Below are 12,143 nucleotides of genomic sequence, written 5' to 3' on the forward strand. Positions count from 1 at the left end.
CGCCTGTCGGCCTTAACGCTCTCCTCTGTTTGCCGGGCCCTGCGCCCGGTTTTTTTTCCGGATGACCCGATGCGACGCTTCTATCAGGGCAGCGACCTCGCCCGCATACACAGCATCGCCGAACTGGCTGAACTGGCCCGCCGGCGTCTGCCCGCCTTCGCCTGGGAATACCTCGCCGGCGGCGCCGAAGACGAACTCACCCTGACCCGCAACCGCCAGGCCTTCGCCGCCCTTGGTCTGCAGGCGCGCACCCTGGTGCCCTGCCATCCGCCCAGCACCCGCTGCGCGCTGCTCGGCCAGTCGCTGCCGCTGCCCATGGCCATCGGCCCGACCGGCTACAACGGGCTGCTCTACCGCGACGCCGACATTCACCTGGCCCAGGCGGCCACCGCGCGCGGCCTTCCCTATTGCCTGAGCACGGTGTCCAACGCCGCGCTGGAAGAAATCGTCAGCCAGGTGCCGGGAGTCGACCTCTGGTTCCAGCTCTATGCCATGCGCGATCTCGGCATCCAGAACGACCTGCTCGAGCGCGCCGGCCGCGCGGGTTGCTCGACCCTGCTGCTGACCAGCGACGCCATGGTGCTGGGCAACCGCGAGTGGGACCGGCGCAACTATGTGCGCCCGCGCCAGTTGAGCCTGGCCAACAAGCTTGATGTGCTCTGTCACCCGCGCTGGCTGCGCCAGGTGATGTGGCCCCGTGGCCTGCCACGCCTGGGCAACCTCGACCCCTACCTGCCCGAGAGCGAGCGCAGCGCGCTGGGCTCGATGAAGTTCATCGGCGAGCAGATGGACAGCCTGCTCGACTGGGACAGCCTGGCCCGCCTGCGCGACCGCTGGCCCGGCAAGTTGCTGCTCAAGGGTGTGCTGCATGCCGATGACGCCGAACAGGCGATTGCCCTTGGGCTCGACGGCATCGTCATCAGCAACCACGGCGGCCGCCAGTTGGACGGCGCCGTCAGCAGCCTCGAAGCCCTGGCGGCGCTGGCGCCAAAGGTACGCGGAAGGCTCGCCCTGCTGCTCGACGGCGGTATTCGCCGCGGCAGCGACATTCTCAAGGCCCGCGCCCTTGGCGCCGACGCCGTGCTGCTCGGGCGCGCCACCCTCTACGGGGTGGCGGTGGCCGGCAGCGATGGCGCCGGCCGCGCCCTGGACCTGCTGGCCGAGGAGCTGCGCCGCAGCCTCAACCTCATGGGCTGCCCCGCGCTCGACCGGCTTGGCCCCGACTGCCTGCACCTGAAACCGCTGGCCGAGGCCTTCGCCCGGCCCCCGACCGCGAACCCGGAAGCCTTGTCATGAGACTGTTCGAACTGATCACCCTGAACCTGCGGGTCGGCACGGCCGCCACCGCGCTGCGCCGGCTCGAGGCCGGCCTCGCCACTGCCTCCGGACAATTGATGGGCTGCTGGCTGTCGGAGATCGGCCAGCAGAACCGCATCGCCCTGCTGCGCGGCTTCCCTGACGAGGCGACGCGCCAGGCCGAGCGCGAGCGTTTGCTGTTGGTCGGCGATGCCTTTGGCGTGGCTGAATACCTGCTTCAGATGCACATCGGCGACTACAGCCTGTTTCCCTTTCTCCAGCCGCTGATTCCGGGCGCGCACGGCCCCTTCTACGAACTGCGCGAATACGATCTCATCCCCAACGGATTGGCCCCGACCCTCGCTGGCTGGGAAAAGGCCGTCGGGCCGCGCACCGGCGAAGCCTATTCGCCGGTCTATGCCGCGTTCTTCGCCACTTCCGGGCGGCTGCCTCGCTACCTGCACATCTGGCCATACGCTAGCCTCGAACAACGTTTGGACATTCGCACCCGTGCCGTCCAGGACGGCGTCTGGCCCCCGGAAAACTCCGCACCCCAGCTGCGCGAGATGCACTCCACCGTCTACCTGCCGGCGGCCTTCTCGCCGCTGCGCTGAGCCCCGCAGCTCTGGCCTGTCGGGTTACGCCTTCGGCTAACGCGACCTACGCCGGCAGCGCGCTTCGAGGCCTTTGTAGGAGCGAGCTTGCTCGCGAACGGGGGCCGCGTGGTGCTCACGTCTGACGTTGTGGCGAGATGCAGCCCGGCGTTCAGGCCTCGCGTTCAGGCGCGGTCATCCTGGCGACCACCCGCCGTACCAGCGGCGACACTACCAGTACGGTGGGAAAGGCGATGGGCCATGTAGTGATCACTGCCTTGAGCCAGAGGCCGAAGAAGCCATTCGCCGGGCTCTGGTTCATCAACAGGACCACCACCGAGACGACGCTGACCATGATCGCCGACAGTAGAGCGCCGAACAGCAGGTGAGCGTAGCGGACGGGGATGCGCATTGGGGTTCCTTGTGTGGCTCAGACGCCAAGGTAGCGCTCGGAGATTTCCGGGCGGTTGGCCAGCTCGGCTGGGGTGCCTTGCCAGACCTGGCGGCCTTTTTCAATGATGTGGTGGCAGTCTACCACCCGCGCCATCTCCTTGAGATTCTTGTCGATCACCAGAATCGTCTCACCTTCGCTTTTCAGCGTCGCCAGGCAGCTCCAGATGGTTTCGCGGATGATCGGCGCCAGGCCTTCGGTGGCTTCGTCGAGGATCAGCAGATTGGGGTTGGTCATCAGTGCCCGGCCGACCACCAGCATCTGCTGTTCGCCGCCGGACAGGGTCTTCGACAGCTGGTCCTGGCGTTCCTCGAGGCGCGGGAACAGGCCGTAGATGCGCTTGAGGTCCCACTTGCCCGCCTTGCCCTGTCGCGCCGTGGCCAGCAGGTTCTCGCGCACGCTGAGGCTGCCGAAGGCGCGCCGACCCTCGGGGACCAGGCCGAGGCCGGCCTGGGCGATGCGGAAAGGGTCGGCGCCGCGCATCTCGCGGCCATGGATGCGCACGCTGCCGGCGTTCGGCTTGAGCAGCCCCATGATGCTTTTCACCGTGGTGGTCTTGCCCATGCCGTTGCGCCCGATGAGCGACACCACCTGGCCTTCCTCGATCTTCAGGTGCATGTCGAACAGCACCTGCGACAGGCCGTAGCCGGCCTGCAATCCCGTGACTTCAAGCATGTTCTTCTCCCAGGTAGGCGGCGCGGACCTCGGGGTGGTTGCGCACTTCGTCGACACTGCCGGTGAGGATGGTCTTGCCGTATACCAGTACGGTGATGCGGTCGGCCAGGGCGAACACGGCGTCCATGTCGTGCTCCACCAGCAGGATCGCGTAGCGGCCCTTGAGTTCGTTGAGCAGGGTGGTCATGCGCGCCGATTCCTCGCCGCCCATGCCGGCCATGGGTTCGTCGAGCAGCAGCAGCGTGGCCTCCTGAGACAGGGCCAGGGCGATTTCCAACTGGCGGCGCTCGCCGTGGGACAGTTCGCTGACCAGCCGCTCAGGGCGTTCGCCGAGGCCGACCCGGGTCAGGTACTGCTGCGCCGGGTCGAGCAGGCTGCGGTCGCTGGCCAGGGGTTTCCACAGGCCGAAGGTGCGGCCTTCGCGGGCGGCGATGGCCAGGGCGACGTTTTCCTGCAGGCTGAACTCGGGGTACAGCTGGCTGACCTGGAAGGAGCGCGCCAGGCCCAGGGCTGGGCGGGCGTGGGCCGGTACCGCCGTGATGTCCTGCCCGGCAAACCAGATGCTGCCGCTGTCGGGGCGCAGTTCCCCGGCGATCTGCGAGATCAGCGTGGACTTGCCGGCGCCGTTGGGGCCGATGATGGCGTGGAGCTCGCCTGGCATGATGTCGAAGGTGGCGCCGTTGGTGGCCTTGACCGCGCCAAAGGATTTTTCCAGGTCGCGGACCGAGAGTTGGGCGGTCATGGGGTCACCTCACCGGGGTTGTTCAGGTCGATGGGCTTTTCAGGACGGGGCCTGGCGTCCGCCCTGGGGCTGGCTGGCTTCTCCGGGCCGGGCTGGCGGCGCCGCTCGGTGAGCAGCAGGCCGTAGATGCCGCGCTTGCCGAACAGCACCACGGCGAGCAGGAGCGGGCCGAAGATCACCATCCAGTGCTCGGTCCAGAGGCTGAGGATCTGCTCCAGGCCAAGGTAGACCGCCGCGCCCAGCACCGGGCCGAGCAGGGTGCCGACGCCGCCGAGGATGACCATCGCCATGAGTTCGCCGGATTTGTGCCAGGAGCCCATGTCGGGACTGACGAACATCGCATAGTTGGCCCAGAGGATGCCGGCCAGACCCGCGCCGAGCCCGGCGATGACAAAGGCGGTGAGGCGGTAGCGCAGCGGCTTGAGGCCCATGGCCACGGAGCGCCGTTCGCTCTGCTTGAGGCCGCGCAGGACAAAGCCGAAGCGCGATCCGACCAGGCGCCGGCAGAACAGCAGCCAGGCCACCAGCAGGGCGACGGTCAGGTAGTAGAACTGCACCGGGTTGTCCAGATCGAGCAGCGGCAGCTGGTTGCGCTCCATCATCAGGATGCCGTCGTCGCCGCCGTACAGCGACAGCGAGCCGAGCAGGTAATAGAGCATCTGGCCGAACGCCAGGGTGATCATGATGAACTGCACCCCGGAGGTGCGCAGCGACAGGTAGCCCACCAGCAGCCCGAACAGGGCGCAGACGCCCAGCGACAGCGGCCAGACCACCAGCGCGCTGTTACTGCCTTCCCAGCCCCAGAGCGGCATGAACTGGGAGGTGTGGAAGGCGATGATGCCGACGATGTAGCCGCCCAGGCCAAAGAAGGCGGCATGGCCGAAACTGACCATGGCGCCGTAGCCGATCAGCAGGTCGAGGCTGGCGGCAGCCAGGCCATAGATCGCCAGGCGGGTGAACAGGCTGACCAGGAAGGGCTCCTCGAGCATGCCGGCCAGCAGCGGCATCAGCGCGAAGATGCCGAGGCAGAAGAGGTCGATGATTACGCGACGGGACATGGGGACTCCTTCAGGCGCGCGCCGGCAGCAGGCCGCGGGGGCACAGCAGCAGGACGATGGCCATGACGATGTAGGCGCTGGCTGAGATCAGCCCGGCGCTGAGGGTTCCGCTGACCGTGGCGGGCAGCAGGCCGTCGAGCAGTTGCGGGATGTAGGCGCGGCCGAGGCTGTCGACCATGCCGATCAGCAGGGCGCCGGCCAGCGCGCCGCGTACCGAGCCGACGCCACCGACCACGATGACCACGAAGGTGGTGATCAGCACCCGCTCGCCCATGCCGGTCTCCACCGACAGCAGCGGCGCCGCCATGAAGCCGGCCAGGCCGCACAGCGCGCAACCGAACACGAAGACGGCGGTGTACAGGCGGCGGATGTTGACGCCCATGGCGCCGACCATCTCGTGGTCGTCGGCTCCGGCACGGATCAGCATACCGACCCTCGTGTGGTTGATCAGCAGCCACATGCCCAGCGCCACCAGCAGGCCGACGACGATGAACAGCAATCGGCTGACCGGGTACATCAGCCCCGGAATCACCTCGATGAAGGTGTTGTACCAGTCCGGGGTGGGCACCGGCGGCGGGCTGCGGCCGAACAGTATGGTCACCAGCTCGTTGGTGAAGAACACCACGGCGAGGGTCGCCAGTACCTGGTCCAGATGGTCGCGGTCATAGAGGCGGCGGATGATGCCGGTCTCGATCACCAGGCCGTAGAGCGCGGCGCCCACCAGTGCGGCGAGGCCTCCCAGCCAGAAAGAGCCGGTGGCGATGGCGGTGTAGGTCGAGCAGAACGCGCCGACCATGTAGAAGGTGCCATGGGCGAGGTTGATCACGCCCATGATACCGAAGATGAGGGTCAGCCCGGAGGCCAGCAGAAACAGCAGGGCGCTGTACTGCAAACCGTTGAGAATCTGTTCGAACAGCAGCATGGCAAAATCCTGCGGTAGAGCCCCGGCGCCAGGGGCGCCGGGGTTTCACATCACATGGCGCAATCGGCGGCGAAGCTGTCGACCTGCGCCGTGGCGATGGTCTGGACCGGCTTCTGCACCAGTTGGCCGCTCTCGTCTTCCTCGACGCGCAGCAGGTGCCAGTCGATCACCATGTGGTTGTTGTTGGCGAAACTGACGTCGCCGCGGATCGACTCGAAGTCGGCCTTGCGCATGGCCTCGCGGAAGGCGTCGGCGTCCTTCACGCTGCCGCCGGTGCTCTCCAGCGCCGCCAGCATCAGCCGGGCGGTGTCGTAGGATTGCGCGGCGTAGACCGTCGGCACCCGCTGGTACTTGTCGGTGAAGGCCTTGACGAAGGCCGTGTTGGCCGGGTTGTCCGATTGCGGGTTCCACAGGGTCACGATGTTGGTGCCCTTGGCCACCGCGCCGGTGGCGGCGAGCATGCGCTCGTCCATGGAGAACACCGGGACCACCATGGGGATGTTCTGGGCCAGGCCCGAACCGCCGTACTGCTTGGCGAAGTTGATGCCGGCGCCGCCGGGGTGGAACTGGAAGATGGCGTCCGGCGCGGCCGAACGTACCCGCGCCAGCTCCACCGAGAAGTCCAGCTGGTTCAGCTTGGTGTAGATCTCGCTGACCTCGCCCTCGAAGGTGCGCTTGAAGCCTTCCAGGGCATCGCGGCCGCCCTGGTAGTTTGGCGCCAGGATCACCATCTTCTTGTAGCCCAGCTCGTTGGCGGCCACGCCGGCCATCTCGTGGATGGTGTCGTTCTGGTAGGAGGCGACAAAGTAGTTGGGCTTGCAGTTCTTGCCGGCGAGGGTCGAAGGGCCGGTGTTCAGGCTGACGTAGAAGCCGTCGTCCTTCAGCGCAGTGGGCATCACCGCCGCCAGTACGTTGGAGAAGATCACCCCGGAGTAGAGGTCGATGCCGTTCATGCGCATGCGATCGACGATCTGCTTGGCGCGGGCGGGCTGCAGGCCGTCATCCTCGACGACGATCTGCACCGGCACGTCGCCGACCTTGTTGCCGGCTTCTTCCAGGGCCAGGGCGAAGCCGTCGCGGGAATCTTCGCCAAGGTAGCCGGCGGGGGTGGACAGGGTGGTGATGAAACCGATGCGCAGCGGGTCCTGGGCCTGGGCGGTGAGGCTGGTGGCCACGGCGGCTGCGAGTAGTGCACGCGAGAACATTTTCTTCATGATGCTGCCTTGTCTGTTGTCCGCGCGCGCAGGGCGCCCGCGGTGGTCCGTTTTGAGGGGCAGTGGAAATCAGGAGAGGTCTTGTTATCTGCCGGCCCGGCTCTTCATGGATGGGCGGGCTCGGCTTGTGAGGTGGAGCTGTCGGTGAATTTTTCGTAGTAGAGCTGTCCGGCCGACGAAACCTTTTCACTCAGCCAGTTTCGGGTCGACTCTACCATCGGCGGCGGTCCGCAGACATAGAGGTCGAACGGCGTCTCGCTAAGTGCAGCCAGGTCGAAGTGTTCGGTGACATAGCCGCGCCGGCCATCCCAGTGTTCGTCCGGGCCGCTGACCACCGGGACGAAGCGGAAATCGGCCAGCCGCTCGCCATAACCGGCGATGCGCTCCAAGGCACAGAGGTCCGTGGAATGGCGCACGCCGTAGTAGAGGCGAATGGGTTGTTCGCAGCCCCGCTCGGTCAGCTGGTCGAGCATGCCGAGAAAGGCCGAGAGGCCCGTACCGCCGGCGACCATCACCAGCGGACGGTCCGCCTGGCGCAGGTAGAAGGCGCCCAGCGGCGCTTCGAGGGCGATCTGGTCGCCTGGCCGGCAGCGTTCGCGGATGTAGTTGCTCATGGCCCCGTCCGGCAGCAGCCGGATGAGAAACTCCAGCCGGTTGTCGCCGTTGGGCTGGTTGGCAAAGGAGTAGGCGCGACTGGTGGCCGTGCCCGGCACCTGCAGGCGCGCATACTGGCCTGGAAGGAAGTCCAGCGGCTGGTTGCCGCTGGCGTCCAGCTCGAGGATCGCCGTGCTCGGCGACACCTGGCGCACCGCGGTCACCACCCCGGTGAGCGGGGTCGGGTCGGCCTGGCTGCACAGCGACGAGGCAAAGTCGAAATAGAAGGTGGCGTCCGACTGCACCCGGGTCTGGCAGGTCAGTACCTTGCCCTGGGCCAGGTCTGCGGCGGAGAGGGCTTCCTCGTCGACATATTCCTGGCTGTAGCGCCCCGACTCGCAGCGACCCTGGCAGGTACCACAAACGCCCTCGCGGCAGTCCAGCGGCAACTTGATGCCGTTTCTCAGGGCGGCGTCGAGCAGGATTTCATTTTCCTTGACCGGAAAGAACAGCGTCTTGCCGTCGGCGAAGCTGAACGCAACTTTAAGGCTCATGGTTCAGTGTTCCCCTGGATAACCAAACTTCAACAGGCTCCGGCGCGTTCACTCAAGCTATTGAGTGAGCTGGTCGGGCCTGCTTGCTTGTGGCCATTTAATGTATTGCGCGGGCCCAGGGTCTATCCCCTTTGTCGACGACGCTTATCCGCATATTCCGGCGGCTCGTCGCCGCCCCCGATCCTTTCCCCTAGCCCGCGTGTTGCATGGCCGGACGGGCAGGCACCCTGCTAAAAATCGGATAGGCGTCGGCCAGTATCCGGATAGCTGGCACGCCCCGCTTGCTGCCTAATCGATAGCGGAATAACGGAGTTCCCTTATTTCAGTGGATAACTCGATCGGCTTTGAAAGTCGGCGGCACAAGTTGTTTTAAATGAAGTCTGCCGCAACAGCCAGGCAACTCGCGAGGTTGCCGACCTATCAAGAAGGTAAGCACTATGTTCCATAGGAAGGGTTTGCTCCGCCGTGCAATTGCAGTGGGGTTGGCGGGGGGGCTTGCGCCATTGGCCGCACAGGCCGCCTTTGTCGAAGACACCGAGGTCAGCCTCGGGCTGCGCAACTTCTATATCGACCGGGACTTCAAGCAGAACAATGCGCCGCAATCGCGCGTCGGCAGCTGGACCCAGGGTTTCGATTTCCGGGTGATCTCCGGCTATACCGAAGGGCCGGTGCAGTTCGGCCTGGATCTTTCGGCGCAGTACGCGGTGCGCCTGGACGGCGGTGGCGGCCGCGGTCCGGACGGCATCATTCCCTACCACCGCAGCGAGGGCGAGCAGGCCCGCGATTACGGCCGCGCCGCGCTGACCGGCAAGATGCGGTTCTCCAACACCGAGGTGAAGCTCGGCGAGCACCGGCCAAGGTTGCCTGTGGTGTTTCTCGATGATTCCCGGCAGTTGGTAACCACCTATCACGGCTTCTCCATCGAGTCGAAGGAGATCGACCGGCTCAGCCTGACCGCTGGCCGCTTCACCGAAATCAGCAGCCGCGAATCCTCGGGCCGGGAAAAAATGTACCTGTTCAACGGACCGGACATCCGTTTCCGCAGCGATGGCCTCAACTTCGGCGGCGCCACCTACGCCTTTACCCCGGCGTTCTCGGCCACGTACTTCTACGGGCAGCTGGAAGACATCTACGACCAGCATTACTTCGGCCTGGCCCACAACGCCGACCTGGGCAATGGCTACAAGCTCAAGACCGACCTGCGCTACTTTCACAACAGCGAGGACGGCGACGCCTACTACGGCGACATCGACAACCGCTCCTACGGCGCCCTGGCGGTGTTGAGCAAGGGCTTTCACAGCTTCGGCCTGGGCTTCCAGCGCATGCTCGGCGAAAGCGCCTTTCCGACCCTCAGTGGCTACGCGCCGCAGCCATACCTGGTGAACTGGTCCACCATCGCCTTCATCAAGCCCAACGAGAAGTCCTGGCAGGCGCGCTACGAGTACGACTTCACCGGCCTCGGCGTGCCGGGCCTGAAGATGATGACCCGCTACATGCGCGGCACCGGCATCGATCGCGGCGGCGACCTGGCGGACAACGTCGAGAGCGAGTTCAACTTCAACCTGGGTTATGTGATCCAGGACGGGGCGCTCAAGGGCCTGGGCGTGGAGTGGCGCCACATGGATATCAAGACCCGCTATGGCAACGGCGGTGCCTCGGGCGTCGACTTCAAGGAAAACCGCCTGATCACTACCTACACCTTCAAGTTCTGACCCCGCGGTTCCGACGCCCGGCGCGCCGGCGTTCCTCGCCGCAAGCCGTGACGTCGGATTACGCTCCGCCAATCCGACCTACCGTGCTGTAGGTCAGGTTAGCCGCAGGCGTAACCTGAGGGGCGGGGCCGAGGCACAAAAAAGACCGGTGCTTCGAACACCGGGGTGGCAATGGCTGCCTGCAGGGACCAAACACCTGACGTCGGATTACGCTCCGCCAATCCGACCTACCGTGCTGTAGGTCAGGTTAGCCGCAGGCGTAACCTGACGGGCGGGGCCGAGGCACAAAAAAGACCCCGGTGCTTCGAACACCGGGGTGGCAATGTCTGCCTGCAGGGAACGAAACCTAGAGGTGGTAGAAGTCGAGCACCGAGTTGATGGTGTCGTTGAGCAGGACGACATGCTTGCGGGTGATGCGGAAGCTGTCGCCGCTGGGGCGCAGGTGATAGGTGGCCCAGCCGTAGAACTCCTCGGAAGTGCCCAGCCGGTAGTAGCTGGTCTGCCAGTTGAGCCTGACCTGCAGCAATCCGCCCTCATGCTCGGCGATGCGCACATTGTTGATCGCGTGCAGGGTGCGTGGCATTGGGCTGGCCGAGGCGGCCTTGCCGGTGCGGATGCGGAATATCCGGTCTTCCAGGCCCGAGCGGCTGGCGTAGTAGATCAGCGACATGCCGCGCTTGGGGTCGGTGGTGTAGACGTGCTCGGAGTCCCACTGTGGCAGGTGGAACTCGCTGTTCTCGTCGAACAGTTCAAGGTAGGCGTCCCAGTCCTGGGCGTCGCAGAGTTCGGATTTGCGGTAGAAGAACTGTTCCACCTGGTATTGCAGTTGCGGATTCATCGTCACACCTCACGCGGTTTCAGGGATTTGGCCGCCAGCCCGTCCAGCAGGTATTTCTGCCAGGCGCCGTGCTGGTTGACGTAGAGCCCTTCGTGGGTGAACTCGGTGCCGGTCAGGGCCGGGGTGATGCCGATGGTCTCGCTGTTCGGCGTCGGGCCTTCGACCCATTTGTCGTGGCCGCGGGAGATGTCGCTCCAGCGTTCCAGGCGGGCTTCGAAGCCGCGCTGGGCCTCGCGGAATTCCACCAGGTCGTCGGGGGTGCCGAGGCCGGAGACGTTGAAGAAGTCCTCGAATTGTCGGATGCGGTTCTCCCGGTCGGCGTCCGACTCGCCCTTGACCCCCAGGCAGAAGCTGTGGATCTCGGTCTTGTTCCAGGCCAGCGGGCGGATGATCCGCAGCTGCGAACTGATCTGGTCGAGGAAGAACATGCTCGGGTAGATGTTCAGGTTGCGCAGGCGGTGCATCATCCACTCGGCCTTGCCCTGGCCGTACTCCTCGACCAGGCGCGGCATGATGCTGGCGTAGCCGGGGCGCACGCTGGGGTTGGGCATGTCGCTGAACAGCACGCTGTGGCCGTTGTTGAAGGCGAACCAGCCATCATCGGTCTCGGCATCGCCGGCGCCGAGCTTGCTGTAGTCCAGGGTGCTGCCGCTGGCGGCGCCCTTGGCGGCGTTGACCTGCTGGCGGTGCTGCACTGTGGCCACGTAGTTGTAGTGCACGGTGCTGACGTGGTAGCCGTCGAGGCCGTTCTCGTTCTGCAACTTCCAGTTGCCGTCGAAAGTATAGGTGGACTTGCCCGGCAGCACTTCCAGCTCGCCGGTCCTGGACTGTGCCACCATCATGTCGAAGAACACCTTGGCGTCTCCCAGGTAGTCTTCCAGCGAGTCGCTGCCCGCCACGTCGAGGCTGATGAACACGAAGCCCTTGTAGCTCTCGATGCGCGCCTTCTTCAGACCGCGGGTGGCCTTGTCGAAGCCCTCGGGATATTCGCCGGGCGCCTTTACCTTCACCAGGCGGCCGTCGCTCTTGTAGCACCAGGCGTGGAAGGGGCAGGTAAAGGTGGACTGGTTGCCCTTGCCGACGCGGGTCAGGGTGGTGCCGCGGTGCTGGCAGGCGTTGATCAAGGCGTTCAGCCGACCTTCGCCGTCGCGGGTGATGATCATCGGCTGACGGCCGGCACGCATCGTCATGAAGTCGTGGTTGTTGGCGATCTCGCTCTCGTGGCAGGCGTAGATCCAGTTCTTCTCGAAGATCAGCTCCATTTCGAGGTCGAACAGTTCCGGCTCGGTGAACATGTCCCGGGCGATACGGTAGACGCCTTCGACCGGGCGGAAGTCCAGGCAGCCCTGAACGAATTCCTGCCATTGGGTGATGGTTCTGCTACTCATGGAATGGGCCCCTTGCGGTGGGTGTTGAGCAGCCCTGATTAGAAGCCGTGGCCCGGACAGGCTCTATCCGCCTCCTCGACGAACACTATCCGCATAGTCAGGATCT

12 protein-coding genes are annotated in these 12,143 nt (G+C 65.4%); 3 read left to right on the forward strand and 9 right to left on the reverse strand.

From position 1 onward, the window contains the following. Positions 1-69: 69 nt before the first annotated feature. Entirely contained in the window at positions 70-1,296 is a 1,227-nt protein-coding gene (locus ACFOMF_RS12490; protein ID WP_386365272.1) for an alpha-hydroxy acid oxidase, read from the forward strand. After that, positions 1,293-1,910, forward strand: a complete 618-nt coding sequence (locus ACFOMF_RS12495; protein WP_386365274.1) for an NIPSNAP family protein — start codon at positions 1,293-1,295, stop codon at positions 1,908-1,910. The genes ACFOMF_RS12490 and ACFOMF_RS12495 overlap by 4 nt, the downstream gene beginning before the upstream one ends. A gap of 151 nt (positions 1,911-2,061) precedes the next feature. On the opposite strand, the gene ACFOMF_RS12500 is transcribed toward ACFOMF_RS12495, so the two are convergent. The 7 genes from ACFOMF_RS12500 to antC all read right to left on the reverse strand — a co-directional run bounded on the left by ACFOMF_RS12500 (position 2,062) and on the right by antC (position 8,099). Then, entirely contained in the window at positions 2,062-2,301 is a 240-nt protein-coding gene (locus ACFOMF_RS12500) for a DUF2798 domain-containing protein (protein WP_386365276.1), read from the reverse strand. Positions 2,302-2,319: 18 nt separating this feature from the next. Next, positions 2,320-3,015, reverse strand: a complete 696-nt coding sequence (locus tag ACFOMF_RS12505) for an ABC transporter ATP-binding protein (protein WP_386365278.1) — start codon at positions 3,013-3,015, stop codon at positions 2,320-2,322. Beyond that, positions 3,008-3,757: an ABC transporter ATP-binding protein gene (locus ACFOMF_RS12510; protein WP_386365280.1), complete on the reverse strand. Its 750-nt coding sequence runs from the start codon at positions 3,755-3,757 to the stop codon at positions 3,008-3,010. The genes ACFOMF_RS12505 and ACFOMF_RS12510 overlap by 8 nt, the downstream gene beginning before the upstream one ends. Continuing rightward, positions 3,754-4,815 carry a branched-chain amino acid ABC transporter permease gene (locus tag ACFOMF_RS12515; RefSeq protein ID WP_386365282.1) on the reverse strand — a complete coding sequence of 354 codons (1,062 nt, stop codon included), beginning with the start codon at positions 4,813-4,815 and terminating at the stop codon, positions 3,754-3,756. The genes ACFOMF_RS12510 and ACFOMF_RS12515 overlap by 4 nt, the downstream gene beginning before the upstream one ends. A 10-nt stretch (positions 4,816-4,825) precedes the next feature. After that, the gene (locus ACFOMF_RS12520; RefSeq protein ID WP_386365284.1) at positions 4,826-5,737 is read right to left on the reverse strand and encodes a branched-chain amino acid ABC transporter permease; all 912 of its coding nucleotides are present in this window, start codon (positions 5,735-5,737) and stop codon (positions 4,826-4,828) included. Between the two features lie 50 nt (positions 5,738-5,787). Further along, positions 5,788-6,951, reverse strand: a complete 1,164-nt coding sequence (locus tag ACFOMF_RS12525) for an ABC transporter substrate-binding protein (RefSeq protein WP_386365286.1) — start codon at positions 6,949-6,951, stop codon at positions 5,788-5,790. Positions 6,952-7,055: 104 nt separating this feature from the next. Then, positions 7,056-8,099, reverse strand: coding sequence for an anthranilate 1,2-dioxygenase electron transfer component AntC (antC, locus tag ACFOMF_RS12530; RefSeq protein ID WP_386365288.1), 1,044 nt, complete (start codon positions 8,097-8,099; stop codon positions 7,056-7,058). Positions 8,100-8,536: 437 nt separating this feature from the next. On the opposite strand from antC, the gene ACFOMF_RS12535 reads away from it, so the two are divergent. Further along, positions 8,537-9,811, forward strand: coding sequence for an OprD family porin (locus ACFOMF_RS12535; protein ID WP_386365289.1), 1,275 nt, complete (start codon positions 8,537-8,539; stop codon positions 9,809-9,811). Positions 9,812-10,157: 346 nt separating this feature from the next. On the opposite strand, the gene antB is transcribed toward ACFOMF_RS12535, so the two are convergent. After that, entirely contained in the window at positions 10,158-10,649 is a 492-nt protein-coding gene (antB, locus tag ACFOMF_RS12540) for an anthranilate 1,2-dioxygenase small subunit (protein ID WP_386365291.1), read from the reverse strand. 2 nt (positions 10,650-10,651) lie between these two features. Then, positions 10,652-12,037: an anthranilate 1,2-dioxygenase large subunit gene (gene antA / locus ACFOMF_RS12545; protein WP_386365294.1), complete on the reverse strand. Its 1,386-nt coding sequence runs from the start codon at positions 12,035-12,037 to the stop codon at positions 10,652-10,654. Positions 12,038-12,143: the final 106 nt, after the last annotated feature.

Source organism: Stutzerimonas tarimensis (assembly GCF_042648805.1).
Lineage (GTDB): Bacteria > Pseudomonadota > Gammaproteobacteria > Pseudomonadales > Pseudomonadaceae > Azomonas > Azomonas tarimensis.